Source organism: Streptomyces sp. NPDC004667 (genome assembly GCF_040609475.1).
Classification (GTDB): Bacteria; Actinomycetota; Actinomycetes; order Streptomycetales; family Streptomycetaceae; genus Streptomyces.
The window spans coordinates 1-18996 of sequence record NZ_JBEXKC010000111.1; the positions used below are offsets into that span (position 1 = coordinate 1).

Here is an 18996-nt window from a genome sequence, read left to right on the forward strand (position 1 = left end):
GCGATGCTCACCCGGTCCGTCAGGAGCGGCAGGACCTCGTCCTCCGAAGCCTGCACCGCGATCATCACACCACCGGCCGGCAGCGCCTGCATCAGACGGCCTCGCGCCGCCACCAGCGTGCACGCATCGTCCAGCGACAGGACTCCCGCCACATGCGCGGCGGCGATCTCACCGATCGAGTGACCCGACAGGAAGTCCGGCCGCACACCCCACGACTCCAGGAGCCGGAAGAGCGCCACCTCCACCGCGAACAACGCCGGCTGCGTGAACTCCGTACGGTCCAACACCTCGGCATCGGAACCGAACAGAACCTCCTTCAACGGCAGTTCGAGGTCCAGCCGTGCGCACACCGCGTCCAGCGCATCGGCGAACACCGGGAAGGCGTCGTACAGCTCACGCCCCATTCCCGGCCGCTGGCTGCCCTGACCGGTGAACAGGAACGCCACCTGCTGTTCGGTGGTGGCCGCGCCCTGCGTCAGCGCGGCGGCGGAGTCGCCCGCCGCCAGCGCGGTGAGCGCCTCGCAGTACTCCTCCTCCGCCCCGGCGACGATCACGGCCCGGTGGTCGAGCAGGGCCCGGCCGGTCGCGAGCGAGTGGCCGACGTCCGCCGGCCGCTGATCGCCGAGGTGGGCGAGGAGCCGGGCGGCCTGGTCGCGCAGGGCGGCCGGCGTCCTGCCCGAAAGGATCCACGGCCAGGTGGAACCGCCCGCGATCTCGGCAGCCCCATCAGCCTCGGGCTCCTCGGGCGCCTGCTCCAGGATGGTGTGCGCGTTCGTTCCGCTCACGCCGAACGAGGAGACGCCGGCCCGGCGCGGGCGGCCGGTCTCCGGCCAGTCCCGCCGCTCGGTCAGAATCTCGATGTCGCCCGCCGTCCAGTCGACGTGCGGGGTCGGTGCGTCCACGTGCAGGGTCTGCGGAAGCACCCCGTGCTGCATCGCCAGCACCATCTTGATCACACCCGCCACACCGGCAGCAGCCTGCGTGTGACCGATGTTCGACTTGATCGAACCGAGCAGCAGCGGCTCGTGTGCCGACCGTTCCTGGCCGTACGTCGCCAGCAGTGCCTGCGCCTCGATCGGGTCACCCAGCCGGGTCCCCGTACCGTGCGCCTCGACCACGTCCACCTCGGCGGCCGACAGGCCGGCGCTGGCGAGGGCGGCACGGATGACGCGCTGCTGCGAAGGCCCGTTCGGCGCCGTGAGGCCGTTGCTCGCACCGTCCTGGTTGACGGCCGAACCCCGCACCACCGCGAGGACCGGGTGCCCGTTGCGACGGGCGTCCGACAGCCGCTCCACGAGCAGCATGCCGACACCCTCACCCCAGCCCGTACCGTCCGCACCCTCCGCGAACGCCTTGATCCGGCCGTCGGCGGCGAGGCCGCCCTGCCGGGCGAACTCGACGAACGCGCCCGGCGTCGACATGACGGTGACACCGCCGGCCAGGGCGATCGAGCACTCGCCACTGCGTAGCGCCTGCACCGCGAGGTGCAGGGCGACGAGCGAGGCCGAGCAGGCGGTGTCGACGGTGACGGCCGGGCCTTCGAGGCCGAAGACGTAGGACAGCCGGCCGGAGACGACGCTCGCGGAGTTGCCGGTGCTCATGAAGCCGTCGCCGCCGTCGGCGGAGTTCAGCACGAGCGAGAGGTAGTCCTGCCCGTTGGTGCCGACGAACACGCCGGCCTGGCTCCCGCGCAGCGACGACGGGTCGATGCCCGCCCGCTCGAAGGCCTCCCACGAGGTCTCCAGCAGCAGACGCTGCTGCGGGTCCATCGCCAGGGCCTCGCGCGGGGAGATCCCGAAGAAGCCGGGATCGAACTGCGCCACGTCGTAGAGGAATCCGCCTTCGCGGGCGTACGCGTCCTCCTGCTCGGAGCGCGGCCCGAACAGCTCCTCCGCGTCCCAGCCGCGGTCGGCCGGGAACTCGCCGATCGCGTCGCCACCGGACGCCAGCAGTCGCCAGAGGTCCTCCGGGGTCCGCACCCCGCCGGGGAAGCGGCAGCTCATCGCCACGATCGCGATGGGGTCGTCCTCGACCGCCCCGCCCGTCCGGTCCGACGCGACCGCCAGGGCCGCCGCATCGCCCGTGCCCAGCAGTTCGCCGCGCAGGTGGTCGGCCAGGTCGGCGGAGGTCGGGTAGTCGTAGATCAGCGTGGCCGGGAGCCGCAGCCCCGTGGCCGTGCCCAGTCGGTTGCGCAGTTCGACGGCGGTCAGCGAGTCGAAGCCCAGCTCCTTGAACGCCCGCCCCGCGCCGACCCTTTCGACACCGGTGTGGCCGAGGACCGCGGCGACCTCCTTGCGGACCAGGTCGAGCAGCATCCGGTCCCGCTCGGCGGCGGACAGGCCCGCCAGCCGGCCGGCGAGGGAGTCGCGGCCGTCGGTGGCCGTGTCGGACCGGCCGTCGGTGCCCGCGCGGGCCGCGAGGGCGCCACGCGCCTCGGGCAGCTCGGCGAGGAGGTGGCCGGCGCGCCCGGCGGTGAAGCCGGGGGCGAAGCGGTCCCAGTCCACGTCCACGACGGTCACGACCGTGTCGTCGGCGTCGAGGGCGCGGTGCAGGGCGCCGATGGCCGGCCCGGCCGCCATGGGCGGCACGCCGCCCTCGCGCATGCGGGACTCCAGCGCCCCGTCGGCTGCCATGCCGCCCTCGGCCCACGGACCCCAGGCGATCGAGGTCGCGGCCAGCCCGGCGGCCCGCCGCTGTTCGGCGAGGGCGTCCAGGTAGGCGTTGGCGGCGGCGTAGTTGGCCTGGCCGGCCGTGCCCCAGGTACCCGTGACGGACGAGAAGAGCACGAAGGCGGAGAGCTCGATGCCGAGCTCGGCGGTCAGCTCGTGCAGGTTGAGGGCGGAATCCGCCTTGGCCCGCAGCACGCTCTCGAACCGCTCGGGGGTCAGGAAGTCGAGCACGCCGTCGTCGAGGACGCCGGCGGTGTGCACGACGGCGGTCAGCGTGTCGGCTTCCGCCGCGAGGAGCGTACGCAGCGCATCCCGGTCGGCGGCGTCGCACGCCACGACCGACACCTCGACGCCCGTCTCCGAGAGCTCCGCCGCCAGCTCGGCGGCGCCGGGCGCGTCGGCGCCCCGGCGGCTGGTCAGCACCAGGCGCTCGGCGCCCGCGCCGGCCAGCCAGCGCGCCACATGGGCGCCGAGGGCACCCGTACCGCCCGTGACCAGCACCGTCCCGGACGGCGCCCACGACGGGGATTCCGCCGCGAGGGCGGCGGCACGCACGAGACGCCGCCCGAACACGCCCGAGGACCGGACCGCGACCTGGTCCTCGCCGCTCCCGTCCGCCAGTACGCCGACCAGCCGGGCCATGGCCCGCTCGTCCCACACCTCGGGAAGGTCCACCAGGCCACCCCAGCGCTCCGGAACCTCCAGAGCGGCGACCCGGCCCAGACCCCACGCCTGCGCCTGCACGGCCGAGACGAGGCGGTCCGAACGGCCCACACTCACCGCACCCCGGGTCAGGCACCACAACGGCGCCTCCACCCCGGCGTCGCCCAGCGCCTGCACGAGGGCGGCCGTCGCGACGACCCCGGCGGCCTCGTCCAGCGCCAGCAGCGACACCACACCGGCCACGGGGCCGGCCACGGCCAGCAGCCCGGCCAGCGCGTCCCGGTCCGTACCGGGCTCGACCACGAGGCGGCGTACCTCGGCACCGCGCGCGGCCAGCGCGTCCACCACGGCCGTCGCGTCCACACCCGTGGCGGGCACCGCGACCAGCCAGGCACCGGACAGGCCGGCACCGGCGGCGGAGTCCGTCAGCGGCTTCCACGAGACCTGGTAGCGCCACCCGTCGATCCCGGTCCGGGCCTGCGACCCGCCGCGTCGTACGAGCGGCGTCTGCGGCCAGTAGCGCTGACGCTGGAAGGCGTAGGTCGGCAGGTCGACGCGTACGGCGCCGGTCCCGTGGACCGCACGCCAGTCGACCCCGATGCCACGGACGTGGCCCAGCGCCAGGGCGGTCATCGCCGTCTCCGCCTCGGGACGGCCCTTGCGGAGGAGGGGCACGAAGGCGGCCCCGTCCACGCTGAGGCATTCCTGCCCGAGGGCGGAGAGCACACCGTCGGGACCGAGTTCGAGGTACGTGGTGACCCCGGAGGCTTCCAGGGTGCGGATGCCGTCGAGGAAACGGACGGCTTCGCGGACGTGCCGGACCCAGAAGTCCGCCGATCCCATCTCGTCGGAGACGATCGCCCCGGTCAGGTTCGAGACGATCTGGATGCGCGGGGCAGCGAAGGACAGCCCCTGCACCACCTGGCGGAAGTCGTCCAGCATGCCGTCCATGTGCGGCGAGTGGAACGCGTGGCTCACCGTCAGCCGCTTGGACTTCCGGTCCGAGAAGGCCTCCACGATCGCGGTCGCGGCGTCCTCGTCACCGGCGATCACGACCGACCGCGGCCCGTTGATCGCGGCGATGCTCACCCGGTCGGTCAGCAGCGGCAGGACCTCGTCCTCCGAAGCCTGCACCGCGATCATCACACCGCCCGAAGGCAGCGCCTGCATCAGCCGCCCACGCGCGGACACCAGCGTGCACGCGTCATCCAGCGACAGCACCCCCGCCACATGCGCGGCAGCGATCTCACCGATCGAATGCCCGGACAAGAAATCGGGCTTCACGCCCCACGACTCGACCAGCCGGAACAGCGCCACCTCCACCGCGAACAACGCCGGCTGCGTGAACCGCGTCTCGTCCAGCAGCGCGGCATCCGCCCCGAACAGCACGTCCTTCAGCGGTACGTCCAGGTCGAGCCGCGCACACACCTCATCCAGCGCGGTCGCGAACACCGGGAAGGCGTCATACAGCTCACGCCCCATCCCCAGGCGCTGACTGCCCTGACCGGTGAAGAGGAAGGCGAGCTTCCCGCCCTGCGGCGAGCCCGTCACCACTCCGGCCGCCGAGCCGTCCTCCGCCAGCGCCGCGAGCCCGGCCAGCAGCCCCTCGCGGTCCGCCGCGACGACCGCCGCCCGGTCCTCGAACACCGATCGGCCGACGGCCAGGGTCCTGGCGACATCGGACAGGCGCAGCCCGGGGTCGGCGAGCAGTCGCGCCCGCAGTCCGTCGGCCTGGGCCCGGAGGCCCGCCGCGCCCTTCGCCGAGAGCACCAGCGGCAGGGGCGCGAGGCCCGGGTCCACGGATGCGGCGGTGTCCGCGCCGGACTCCGCGGACGGGGCCTGCTCGATGATCGTGTGGGCGTTGGTGCCGCTGAAGCCGAACGAGGAGATGCCGGCCCGGCGCGGACGCCCGGTCTCCGGCCACTCCCGCCGCTCGGTCAGCAGCTCGATGTCGCCCGCCTCCCAGTCGACCTGCGGGGACGGCCGGTCGATGTGGAGGCTCTCGGGCAGCTGCCCGTGCTGCATGGCCATGACCATCTTGATCACACCCGCCACACCGGCTGCGGCCTGCGTGTGCCCGATGTTGGACTTGACCGAGCCGAGCAGCAGCGGCTGCCCCTCGGGCCGGTCCTGGCCGTAGGTGGCCAGCAGCGCCTGCGCCTCGATCGGGTCACCGAGGGTGGTACCGGTACCGTGCGCCTCGACCGCGTCCACCTCGGCGGCCGACAGGCCCGCACTGGCCAGCGCCGCGCGGATCACCCGCTGCTGCGAAGGCCCGTTCGGGGCCGTCAGGCCGTTGCTCGCACCGTCCTGGTTGACGGCCGAACCCCGCACCACCGCCAGCACCGGATGCCCGTTGCGACGCGCGTCCGACAGCCGCTCCACGAGCAGCATGCCGACACCCTCACCCCAGCCGGTCCCGTCCGCACCCTCCGCGAACGCCTTGATCCGGCCGTCGGCGGCCAGACCACGCTGACGGCTGAACTCGATGAACGTGCCCGGTGTCGACATGACGGTGACACCGCCGGCCAGGGCGATCGAGCACTCGCCGTTGCGCAGGGCCTGGATCGCCCAGTGCAGGGCGACCAGCGAGGACGAGCAGGCCGTGTCGACGGTGACCGCCGGGCCTTCCAGCCCGAACACGTACGACAGCCGTCCGGAGACGACGCTCGCGGCATTGCCGGTACCCAAGTGGCCTTCGAGACCGGCCGGTTCCTCCAGGAGCACCGACAGGTAGTCCTGCCCGTTGGTGCCGACGAAGACACCGGCCTGGCTGCCGCGCAGCGTCTCGGGGTCGATGCCGGCGCGCTCGAAGGCCTCCCACGAGGTCTCCAGCAGCAGGCGCTGCTGCGGGTCCATGGCGAGGGCCTCGCGCGGCGAGATGCCGAAGAAGTCGGCGTCGAAGTCGGCGACGTCGTAGATGAAGCCGCCCTCACGGGCGTACGAGGTGCCCTGGGCGCCCGGGTCGGCGTCGTAGAGGGCGTCGAGGTCCCAGCCTCGGTCCAGGGGGAGTTCGGCGATCGCGTCGGTGCCGGAGGCGAGGAGCTGCCAGAGGTCCTCGGGCGTCCGCACGCCGCCGGGGAAGCGGCAGCTCATCGCGACGATCGCGATCGGGTCGTCATCGACCACCGTGGCCACGGGGCCGGCGGCCTCCGTCTGCGCGCCGAGAAGCTCGGCGAGCAGGTAGCCGGCCAGTGCGGCCGGGGTGGGGTAGTCGTAGACGAGTGTGGCGGGCAGCCGCAGGCCGGTGGTGGCGCCGAGCCGGTTGCGCAGCTCGACGGCGGTGAGCGAGTCGAAACCGATCTCGCGGAAGGCCCGCCCGGCCTCGACGTCATCCGCCCCGGAGTGCCCGAGGACCTCGGCGACCCGCGTACGCACCAGGTCGAGGAGGAAGGGGGCCCGGTCCCCGGCCGACAGGCCGTGGAGCTGCTCGGCGAGCGACGAACCCGTACGCTCGGTCCGGTCCTCGGCGCGCTCCGCACCACGGGTGGCGGCCTCGGCCTCGGGCAGGTCGGCGAGCAGCCGTCCGGCGCGCACCGCGGTGAAACCGGGCGCGAACGCGGCCCAGTCGAAGTCGGCGACGGTCAGCGCCGCCTCGTCGGACCCGACCGCCTGGCGGAGCGCGGTGAGCGCGAGGTCGGCGTTCATGGGCGGTACGCCGCCCCGCCGCATCCGCGCGTCCATCGCCTCGTCGGCGGCCATGCCGCTGCCTGCCCACGGACCCCACGCGAGCGAGGTCGCGGCCAGCCCGGCGGCCCGCCGCTGCTCGGCAAGGGCATCCAGGTAGGCGTTCGCAGCGGCGTAGTTGCCCTGGCCGGCCGCGCCGATGGTGCCGCTCATCGAGGAGAACAGCACGAACGCCGACAGCTCGATCCCGAGCTCGACAGTCAGCTCGTGCAGGTTCAGCGCAGACGTAGCCTTCGCCCGCAGCACGCTCTCGAACCGCTCAGGAGTCAGCGCATCCAGCACACCGTCGTCCAGCACACCCGCCGTGTGCACCACAGCCGTCAGGCCCTCGGCCTCGGCGGCGAGCAGCGCGCGCAGCGCGTCCCGGTCAGCGGCGTCACACGCCACCACCGACACATCCACGCCCAGCTCGGACAGTTCCGCCATCAGCTCGGCCGCGCCCGGCGCATCCGCACCACGACGGCTCGTCAGCACCAGCCGCTCGGCGCCCGCACCAGCAAGCCACCGCGCGACCCGGCCACCCAGAGCACCCGTACCACCGGTCACCAGCACGGTCCCGGACGGCGCCCAAGAGCCCGTGTCCCCGGCAGCCGCACGAACCAGCCGACGCCCGAACACACCCGAAGACCGGACCGCGACCTGATCCTCACCGGCAAGACCACCGGCCAGTACGCCGACCAGCCGGGCCATGGCCCGCTCGTCCCACACCTCGGGAAGATCCACCAGGCCACCCCAACGCTCCGGAACCTCCAGAGCAGCGACCCGGCCCAGACCCCACACCTGCGCCTGAACCGCAGACACCAACCGGTCCGAACGGCCCACACTCACCGCACCCCGGGTCAGACACCACAACGGCGCCCCCACCCCGGCCTCACCCAGCGCCTGCACGAGGCCGGCCGTCGCGACAACCCCCGCGGCCTCATCCAGCGCCAGCAACGACACCACACCAGCCACAGGACCCGAGGCCCCAGCCAGCGCGGCACGCACCGCATCACCCTCGGCCACGACCCGAAGAACCTCAGCCCCCCGAGCAGCCAGCCCATCCACCACAGCCGAGTCATCCACACCATGGGCCGGAACAACCACCAGCCACACACCGGAAAGCCGCGAAGTCCCCGCGGAGTCCGTCAGCGGCTTCCACGACACCCGGTACCGCCAGCCGTCCACCTCGGACTGCTCCTGGCCCTGGCGGCGCCATGCCGACAGAGCAGGAACGAGGTCGCTGACGCGCGCGTCGTCGGCCACGTGCAGTTCGGACGCCAGGGAGCTGAGGTCGCCGCTCTCCACCGCCTCCCAGAAGCGGGCGTCCACCGCGCCCACCGCCGGAGCAGGGGCGGCGGCGGAGGCGCCGACCGACAGGACGGTCTCCGGCCAGTAGCGTCGGCGCTGGAAGGCGTACGTCGGGAGCTCGATCCGGCGGGCGCCCGTACCGGCGAAGTAGGCGGACCAGTCCACCTCCACGCCCCGCACGTGCGCCTGTGCCACGGCGCCGACCAGGGACTCGGCCTCGCCGCGTCCGGTGCGCAGCACCGGGGCGAGGGCGACGTTCGCGTCGCCCGTGAGGCAGTCCTGGGCGAGGGCGGACAGCACGCCGTCCGGCCCCAGCTCCAGGAAGGTCGTGACTCCGGCCGCCTCCAGGGCGCGGACGCCGTCGAGGAAGCGCACGGCTTCGCGGACGTGGCGGACCCAGAAGTCCGCAGAGGCCATCTCGTCGGAGACGATCGCCCCGGTCAGGTTCGAGACGATCTGGATGCGCGGAGTCTCGAAGGCCAGCCCCGCCACGACCTGGCGGAACTCCTCCAGCATGCCGTCCATGTGCGGCGAGTGGAACGCGTGGCTCACCGTCAGCCGCTTGGACTTCCGGTCGGGGAAGGCTGCCACGACAGCGACGGCAGCGTCTTCGTCACCGGCGATCACGACCGAGGTCGGCCCGTTGACAGCGGCGATGCTCACCCGGTCGGTCAGCAGCGGCAGGACCTCGTCCTCCGACGCCTGCAATGCGATCATCACGCCACCACCCGGCAGCGCCTGCATCAACCGGCCGCGCGCCTCCACCAGCGCGCACGCGTCGTCCAGCGACAGCACCCCCGCCACATGCGCGGCGGCGATCTCACCGATCGAATGACCGGACACGAAGTCGGGCCGCACACCCCAGCTCTCCACGAGCCGGAACAGCGCCACCTCCACCGCGAACAACGCCGGCTGCGTGAACCGCGTCTCGTCCAGCAGTGCGGCATCCGCCCCGAACAGGACCTCCTTCAGCGGCAGTTCGAGGGAGAGCTCCTCGCACACCGCGTCCAGCGCCGCCGCGAACACCGGGAAGGCGTCGTACAGCTCACGCCCCATCCCCAGGCGCTGGCTGCCCTGACCGGTGAAGAGGAAGGCGAGCCCGCCGCTCGACACCGTGCCCCGGACCAGACCCGGTACGGGCTCGTCGGCGGCCAGGGCGGTCAGGCGGGCGACGAGGGCTTCGCCGTCCGAGGGGGCGCCGAGCACCACCGCGCGGTGTTCCAGGGCCGCGCGGTGCGTGGCCAGGGAGTGGCCGAGGTCGAGCGCGCCCCGGCCTCCGGGTGCGGCGACGGCGTCGGCCGCGGTCGGGACGAGGCGTTCCGCCTGGGCGCGCAGGGCGGCCGCCGTACGGCCGGACACGAGCCAGGGCAGCACCGGGAGTCCGGGGCCGGCCGGAGCCGGAGCCGGGGCGGTGGCGGCCGCGGGCTGCGGTGCCTGCTCGATGACGGCGTGGGCGTTGGTGCCGCTGTAGCCGAACGAGGAGATGCCCGCCCGGCGCGGACGGCCGGTCTGCGGCCACTCCCGCCGCTCGGTCAGCAGCTCGATGTCACCGGCCGACCAGTCGACGTAGGGGGTCGGCTCGTCGATGTGGAGGGTCTGGGGCAGCTCCCCGTGGCCCATGGCCATGACCATCTTGATCACGCCGGCGACACCGGCGACGGCCTGCGTGTGCCCGATGTTCGACTTGACCGAGCCCAGCAGCAGCGGCCGGCCCTCCGGCCGGTCCTGGCCGTACGTGGCCAGCAGCGCCTGCGCCTCGATCGGGTCGCCGAGCTTCGTGCCGGTGCCGTGGGCCTCGACCGCGTCGACGTCGGCGGCGGTGAGGCCGGCGTCGGCGAGGGCCTCGCGGATGACGCGCTGCTGCGAGGGGCCGTTGGGGGCGGTGAGGCCGTTGCTGGCGCCGTCCTGGTTGACGGCGGTGCCGCGGACGACGGCGAGGACCGGGTGGCCGTTGCGGCGGGCGTCGGAGAGCCGCTCCAGGAGGAGCAGGCCCACGCCCTCGGACCAGATCGTGCCGTCGGCGGACGCGGCGAACGCCTTGATGCGGCCGTTCTCGGCGAGTCCGCGCTGCCGGCTGAACTCGGTGAAGGCCCCGGGCGTGGACATGATCGTCACGGCGCCGGAGAGGGCCATGTCGCACTCGCCGCTCCGCAGGGACTGGGCGGCGAGGTGCAGGGTGACGAGGGAGGAGGAGCAGGCGGTGTCGACGGTGACGGCCGGGCCCTCCAGCCCGAAGGAGTAGGAGATGCGGCCGGAGACGACGCTGGCGGCGTTGCCGGTGCCGAGGTGGCCCTCCAGGCCGTCGCCGTCGTTGAGCCACAGCTGGAGGTAGTCCTGGGCGTTGGAGCCGACGAACACGCCGGTGCGGCTGCCGCCCAGGCCGGTGGGGTCGATGCCGGCGCGTTCGAAGGTCTCCCAGGTGGTCTCCAGCAGCAGGCGCTGCTGCGGGTCCATGGCGAGGGCCTCGCGCGGGGAGATCCCGAAGAAGGGTGCGTCGAACTCGGCCGCCTCGTGCAGGAAGCCGCCCTCGCGGACGTAGCTGGTGCCCTCGCGGTCGGGGTCGTCGCTGTAGAGGGCGTCGAGGTCCCAGCCGCGGTCGGCGGGGAAGGCGGTGATGCCGTCACGGCCCTCGGCGAGCATCCGCCACAGGTCCTCGGGCGTACGGACGCCGCCGGGGAAGCGGCAGCTCATCGCGACGATCGCGATCGGGTCGTCGTCCTCGGCGCGGGCCGTGGCGGCGGCCGCCCGGCGGGCCGGGAGGGCGGCGTCGGCGGCGAGGTCACCGACGATCTCCTCGCGCAGGTACTGGGCGAGGGCCGTGGCGGTCGGGTAGTCGAAGACCAGGGTGGCCGGCAGCCGGCGGCCGGTGGCCTCCCCGAGGAGGTTGCGCAGTTCGACGGCGGTGAGGGAGTCGAAGCCGAGCTCCTTGAAGGAGCGGCCCGGCTCGACGGAGGAGGCGCCCGGGTAGCCCAGGGCGGTGGCGACCTGCTTGCGCACGAGGTCGAGCAGCATGCGGTCCTGCTCGGCGGCGGGCAGCCCGGCGAGGCGCTGCCGCAGGCCGGAGAGTCCTCCCGCGGTGGCCGCGCCGTTCGCCGAGCGGCGTACGGGGACCCGTACGAGTCCGCGCAGCAGCGGGGAGAGGGTTCCGTTCTGGGCCTGCGCGCGCAGGCCGGGCAGGTCGACGCGCATCAGGACGGGGGCGGGCTCGTCGAGGCGGTGGACGAGGTCGAACAGGTCGAGGCCCTCGGCCGAGGTGAGCGGGGGCAGTCCGCCGCGGGTCATGCGGCTGACGTCGGCGTCGCTCAGGCTGCCGGCCATGCCCGCCCCGTCGGCCCACAGGGCCCAGGCCAGGGAGGTGGCGGGGAGTCCGAGGGAGCGGCGGTGCTGGGCGAGGACGTCGAGAAAGACGTTGGCCGCGGCGTAGTTGCCCTGTCCGGCGCCGCCGAAGACGCCGCCGATGGAGGAGAACAGCAGGAAGGCGGAGAGGTCGAGGTCGCGGGTGAGCGCGTGGAGGTGGCAGGCCGCGTCGACCTTGGGGCGCAGGACGGCCGACAGGCGCTCGGGGGTGAGGGAGGTGATCACGCCGTCGTCGAGCACGCCCGCGGTGTGCACGACCGCGCCGAGCGGGTGCTCGGCGGGTACGGCGGCCAGGACGGCGGCGAGGGCGTCCCGGTCGGCGACGTCGCACGCCGCCCAGGTCACCGTCACGCCGTCGGCGGCGAGTTCGGCTCCGAGGGCCTGTGCCTCGGGGGTGGATCCGCCGCGCCGGCCGACGAGCAGCAGGTGCCGTACGCCGTGCTCGGCGACGAGCCGGCGGGCGATCAGGCCGCCGAGGAGGCCGCCCGCGCCGGTGATCAGCACGGTCGAGCCGGGCGTGTACGCGAAGCCGGCCGGGGCGGACTGCTCCGCTTCGGCGTCCCGGGCCACGCGGGCGAGACGGGGGACGAGGACGGTGCCGGCGCGGACGGCGAGCTGCGGCTCGCCGGCGGCCAGGGCGGTGGCGAGGGCCGCGGGCAGGGCCCGTACGGAGGCCTCGTCGGCGTCGGTGTCGAGCAGCAGCAGCCGGTCGGGGTGCTCGGCCTGCGCGGAGCGCAGCAGACCGCGGACGGCGGCGTGGACGGGGTCGGTGACGGGCTCGGTGACGGCGTCGCCGGCCGGGTCCGCCTCGGTGCCGTCGGCGCCGGTGCTGAGGGCGCCCCGGGTGAGGACGACGAGGCGGGTGGCGGCGAACCGGTCGCCGGTGAAGGGCTCTTCGCCCAGCCAGGTCTGCGCCAGGGCCAGGGCGTGGTGCGCGGCCCGGTGCACGGCGTCGGCGGAGAGCTCCGGCGCGGCGTCGGCGTCGGCCCCGTCCGCGGCCTGCCCGTAGGCGGCGAAGACGGCCTCGGGGACGGGCGCTCCCGCCTCGACGGCGGCGGCCAGGTCGGCCAGGTCGGCATGGACGGTGATCGCGTCGCCGGCCGGGACCGCGCCGAGGAGGGCGGCGGGGACCGCGGCGCCCAGGACGGCCCAGCGGCCGACCGGGGCGGCGGGCGCGGGCAGTGCCGTCCACTCCACCCGGAACACGGACTCGTGGTGGGCGGTGCCCGCCGCCCGGACCTGCTCGGCCGAGACGGCCCGCAGGACGAGCGAGTCGACGGTGGCGACGGGCGCCCCCGTCGCGTCCGCGATCTCCAGGCGTACGCCGCCGCCGGTATCGGTCGGGGCGAGGTGCACGCGCAGGGCGTCGGCGCCGCTGGCGTGGAGGGTCACGCCGCTCCAGGCGAACGGGAGCCGGCCCTCGCCCTCGGTGCCGCCCAGCACGCCCAGGCCCAGCGTGTGCAGGGCCGCGTCCAGGAGGGCGGGGTGCAGGCCGAAGTCCGCGGCGGCGGAGGCGACTTCTTCCGGCAGGGCGACTTCGGCGTAGACGCCGTCCCCGTGCCGCCAGGCGGCGGTGAGGCCGCGGAACGCCGGGCCGTAGCCCATGCCGACCTCGGCGAGGTCTGCGTAGAGGCCGTCGGTGTCGAGCGGCTCGGCGCCGGCCGGGGGCCACTGCCCGGCGGCGAACGGCGCCGGGGCCGGGGCGGCGCCGGGGGCCAGGACACCACCGGCGTGCCGGGTCCAGGACTCGTCGGTGGCACCGTCCTTCGGGCGGGAGGAAAGGCTGAAGGAACGCCGCCCGCTTCCGTCGCCGTCGGGCGCGCTGACGTGCATCTGGAGCTGTACGCCGCCGCGTTCGGGCAGGACGAGCGGCGCTTCGAGGGTGAGTTCCTCGACGAGGTCGCAGCCGACCTGGTCGCCGGCCCAGATCGCCAGGTCGACGAAGGCGGTGCCGGGGAGCAGCACGCTGCCCATCACGGCGTGGTCGACCAGCCAGGGGTGGGTGGTCGGCGAGAGCAGCGCGGTGAAGACGAAGCCCTCGGAGTCGGCGAGGGCGACCGTGGCTCCGAGCAGCGGGTGCGCGGCCTCGTCCAGGCCCACCGCGCCGAGGTCGCCGGACGGGGTGCCGGGCTCGATCCAGTAGCGCTGGCGCTGGAAGGCGTAGGTGGGCAGGTCGACGCGCCGGGTGCCGGTGCCGCCGCAGTACGCGGCCCAGTCGACGGTGGCGCCGTGGGCGTGGGCCTGCGCCAGGGCGGTGACGAGCGTCTCGGCCTCGGCGCGGCCCTTGCGCAGCAGCGGCGCGAAGGCGGGGTTCCCGTCGGTGAGGCAGTCCTGGGCGAGGGCGGAGAGCACCCCGTCGGGACCGAGTTCGAGGTACGTGGTGACCCCGGCGGCCTCCAGGGCGCGGATGCCGTCGAGGAAGCGGACCGCCTCGCGGACGTGGCGGACCCAGAACTCGGCCGAGCCCATCTCGTCGGAGACCAGGGCACCGGTCAGGTTCGAGACCACCGGAATGCGCGGGGCGGCGAAGGTGATGCCCTGCACGACCTGGCGGAAGTCGTCCAGCATGCCGTCCATGTGCGGCGAGTGGAAGGCGTGGCTCACCGTCAGCCGCTTGGACTTCCGGTCGGCGAACGCCGCCACGACAGCAGTCGCAGCGTCCTCGTCACCGGCGATCACGACCGAGGTGGGCCCGTTGACGGCGGCGATGCTCACCCGGTCGGTCAGCAGCGGCAGGACCTCGTCCTCCGAAGCCTGCACCGCGATCATCACGCCGCCGGCCGGCAGCGCCTGCATCAGCCGGCCGCGCGCCTCCACCAGCGCGCACGCGTCGTCCAGGGAGAAGACTCCCGCCACATGCGCGGCGGCGATCTCACCGATCGAATGACCGGACAGGAAGTCGGGCTTCAGACCCCAGGCCTCGACCAGCCGGAAGAGTGCCACCTCGACCGCGAACAGCGCGGGCTGGGTGTAGCGCGTCTCGTCCAGGAGAGCTGCGTCCGTGCCGAACAGCACGTCCTTCAGCGGCAGTTCGAACCGCGCGCACACCTCGTCCAGGGCGGTCGCGAACACCGGGAAGGCTTCATACAGCTCACGCCCCATCCCCAGGCGCTGACTGCCCTGACCGGTGAAGAGGAAGGTGAGCTTCCCGCCCTGCGGCGAGCCCGTCACCACTCCGGCCGCCGAGCCGTCCTCCGCCAGCGCCGCGAGCCCGGCCAGCAGCCCCTCGCGGTCCGCCGCGACGACCGCCGCCCGGTCCTCGAACGCCGAGCGGCCGACGGCGAGCGAGCGTGCGACGTCTACCGGGTCGAGCCCGGGGTGCTCCTCGGCGTGGGCGAGGAGGCGTGCCGCCTGCTCGCGCAGGGCGTCGCGGCCCTTCGCCGACAGGATCCACGGCACGACGGGGACGCCCGTCGGCGCGCCGGACCCGGACTCCGGCGCGGTTTCCGTCGTCCGGTCGGCCTCGGGGGCCTGCTCGATGATCGTGTGCACGTTGGTGCCGCTCACGCCGAAGGCGGAGACGCCGGCCCGGTACGGGCGGCCGGTCTCGGGCCAGGCGCGCTGCTCGGTGAGCAGGGAGACGGCGCCGGACTCCCAGTCGACGTGCGAGGTCGGCTCGTCGACGTGCAGGGTCCGGGGCAGCACGCCGTGCCGCATCGCCATGACCATCTTGATGACACCGGCGATGCCGGCGACGTTCTGCGTGTGGCCGAGGTTGGACTTCAGGGAGCCCAGCCACAGCGGCTGTCCCTCGGGCCGGTCCTGGCCGTAGGCGGCCAGCAGTGCCTGGGCCTCGATCGGGTCGCCGAGGGTGGTGCCGGTGCCGTGGGCCTCGACGACGTCGATGTCGGCGGGGGCGAGCCGGGCGCTCTCCAGGGCCTGGCGGATGACCCGCTGCTGGGCGGGCCCGTTCGGTGCGGTCAGCCCGTTGCTCGCGCCGTCCTGGTTGACGGCCGATCCCCGGACGACCGCCAGGATGCGGTGTCCGTTGCGGCGGGCGTCGGAGAGGCGCTCCACCAGCAGGACGCCGACGCCCTCCGACCAGCCGGTGCCGTCCGCCGCTTCGGCGAAGGACTTGCAGCGGCCGTCGGGCGACAGGCCGCGCTGGCGGCTGAACTCGACGAAGACCTCCGGGCCGGCCAGCACGGTGACGCCCGCGGCCAGCGCGAGCGAGCACTCCCCCTGGCGCAGGGCCTGGACGGCCATGTGCAGGGCGACGGACGAGGAGGAGCAGGCGGTGTCGACGGTGGCGGCCGGCCCCTCCAGCCCGAACACGTAGGCGAGGCGGCCGGAGACGACGCTGGAGGCGGTGCCCGTGAGGAGGTGCCCCTCGACTCCTTCGGGCAGCTCGCCCGAGCCGGCCCCGTACGCGTTGGCGGAGGCGCCGACGAACACACCGGCGCGGCTGCCGCGCAGGGTCGCCGGGTCGATGCCGGCCCGCTCGAAGACCTCCCAGGTGGTCTCCAGCAGCAGGCGCTGCTGCGGGTCCATGGCGAGGGCCTCGCGCGGCGAGATCCCGAAGAAGGAGGCGTCGAAGTCCGGCGCCTCGTGGAGGAACCCGCCGTGCCGGGCGTAGGTGGTCCCGGCGTGGTCGGGGTCGGGGTCGTACAGCGACTCGACGTCCCAGCCTCGGTCGGCGGGGAAGCCCGAGATGGCGTCGCCGCCGCTCTCGACGAGCTTCCACAGGTCCTCGGGCGAACCGATCCCGCCGGGGAAGCGGCAGCTCATGCCGACGATCGCGATGGGCTCGCGGGAGGCGTCGGTGAGCTCCTGGTTCCGGCGGCGCAGCCGCTCGGTTTCCTTGAGGGAGGCCCGCAGCGCTGAAACGACTTTTTCGTCAGGGGTGGTCATCACTTACTCCGCACTTCGGGCACGTCAGAAGTTGCTGTTGCTGGTGGTGGTGTCGCCGGTGGGGCCGTCGTCGTCGAGGCCTCCGCCGTCGAGGGCGAGGTCGAGGAGGTCCTGGAGGTCCATCGCGTCGATGGATTCGCCGGCGTCGGCGGCCCGCGCACCGGGGCCGGAGGCGGCCACGGTGTCGGAGCCGGAGCCGGCGAGGCCCAGGAGGGTGTCCAGGAGCCCCGCTTCGCGGATCCGGCCCATCGGGATGGCGGCCAGGGTCCGGCGCAGCTCCGCGTCGAGCGGGTCGCTGTCCAGGTCCGCGACGGCCGCCGCGGCCGCGCCGCCGCCGCTTCCCTCCGGGAGGAGGGTGCGCAGCAGGTGACGGGTGAGGGCCTGGGGGTTGGGGTAGTCGAACACGAGGCTGGACGGCAGGCGCAGGCCGCAGGCGGCGCCGAGGCGGTTGCGCAGTTCGACGGCGGTCAGCGAGTCGAAGCCGAGGTCCTTGAAGGCCCGGTCCGGTGCGACGGCGTCCGCGGAGGGGTGGCCGAGGGCCGCCGCCGCGTGCTCGCGCACGAGGTCGAGGAGCGCGCCGTCGCGGTCCTCCGCGGACAGTTCGGCGAGCCGCCGCAGGAGCGTCGCGCCGGCGTCGGCCGCCGTGCCGTCACCGGTGGGCGTCGCACCGTCGGCCGTTTCGCCGCGGAGCGCGTCGCGCACCTCGGGCAGGTCGCCGACGAGCGGGCGGGGCCGGGCCGCGGCGAAGACCGGGGCGAAACGCGCCCAGTCGACGTCGGCCACCGTCACCGCCGCGTCCCGGCCGGCGAGGGCGCGTTCCAGGGCCGTCAGGTTCGTGGCCGGGGCCACGGGCGGCAGTCCGCGCCGGGTGAGCTGTTCGGTCGCGTCGCCCTCGGTCGCCATGCCGGCCTCTGCCCACGGGCCCCAGGCGACCGCCGTGGCGGCGAGGCCGCGGGCCGCTCGGCGCTCGGCGAGCGCGTCGAGGAAGGTGTTGGCGGCGGCGTAGGCCGCCTGCCCGCCGCTGCCCCAGACGCCGGCGATGGAGGAGAACAGGACGAAGGCGTCCAGGGAGTCCGGTGCGTCGAACAGTGCGTCGAGGTGGACGGCGCCGGCGGTCTTGGCGGTGACGACCCGGGCGAACCCGGGCAGGTCGGTGCCGGTGCCGGGCGGCTGGGAGATGCCCGCCGCGTGGACGACGGACCGTACGGGGGTGCCGTCGGCCGCCAGGCCCGCGACCAGTGCCGCGAGCGCGTCCCGGTCGGTGACGTCGCAGGCGGCCAGGGTCACGGCCGCGCCGAGCGCTTCGAGCTCCGTGCGGGTCTCGCTCGCGCCGGGCGCCCCCGCGCCGCTGCGGCTGACGAGCACCAGGTGTTCCGCGCCGCGTTCGGCGAGGCGCCGGGCCACGTGGCGGCCGAGGGCGCCCGTGCCGCCGGTGATGAGCACGGTGCCGCTCGGGTTCCAGCCGGATCCCGTGCGGGTGCCGTCCGCGTCGGCCGCCGTGGTCCCGCGTACGAGGCGTCGTACGAGCGTCCCGGTGGCGCGGAGGGCCAGCTGGTCCTCGTCCCCGGCAGCGGTGAGCGCGGCGGGCAGGCGCGACAGGATCCGCTCGTCGCACACCGCGGGCAGGTCGAGGAGTCCGCCCCAGCGGTCGGGGTGTTCCAGGGCGAACACCCGGCCCAGGCCCCAGACCTGCGCCTGGGTGGCCCCGCCGAGGGTGTCGCCGGCTGCGGCGGCCACGGCTTCGCGGGTGACGCACCACAGGGGGGCGTCGGCGAGCTCCGCGGCCGGGCCGGCGGGCTCCGAGGTGAGTACGGAGGCCAGGGCGGCGGTCAGGGCGAGCCCGACGGGTACGCCGGGGTGCTCGGGGTGCGGCCGCTCGTCCAGCGCCAGGAGGGACAGGACTGCGGTGACCGCTCCCGTGCCGGGGTCGGCCGCGGCCTCGCGCAGCAGGCCCTCCAGGCCGGTCCGCAGCACCGCCGGGTCGCCGTCGGCGACGTCGAGCGGGAGCGGCAGGACGCGCGCGCCCTCGGCGCCGATCCGGTCGGTCAGGGCGCGGACCCAGGGGTCCTCCGCCTGCGCTGCCGGTACGGCGACCAGCCAGGTGCCGGTGAGGGAGCCCCGGTCCTGGCCGGCGAACGGCTGCCAGGAGACGCGGTAGAGGAGCGCATCGGCCTCGGCCTGCGCCTGCCGGTCGCGCCGCCAGGCGGCGAGGGCGGGCAGGACGGAGCGGAAGGGCTGCTCCCCGTCGACGGCGAACTCGTCGGCGAAGGCGGTCAGGTCGGCCCGCTCCACGACCTCCCAGAAGCGTGCGTCGGCCTCGCTCCCGGCCCCGGCTGCCGGGGCCGCCCCGCGCGGGGCGGCCGGCTCGGGCCAGTAGCGCACGGGCTGGAAGGCGTACGTGGGCAGGTCGACGCGGCGGGCGCCGCTGCCGGCGTAGAAGGCCGTCCAGTCGACGGTCACACCCCGCGTGTGGGCCTGC

The 18996-nt window shown here is 74.7% G+C and carries 2 protein-coding genes; both read right to left on the reverse strand.

What is annotated here, in order from left to right; genetic code table 11:
- Positions 1-16520, reverse strand: a 16520-nt coding sequence (locus ABZW32_RS35195; RefSeq protein WP_356224247.1) for a type I polyketide synthase, incomplete at its 3' end; no start/stop codon positions are given.
- A gap of 21 nt (positions 16521-16541) precedes the next feature.
- On the reverse strand, positions 16542-18996 hold a 2455-nt coding region (locus tag ABZW32_RS35200; protein ID WP_356224250.1), incomplete at its 5' end, for an SDR family NAD(P)-dependent oxidoreductase.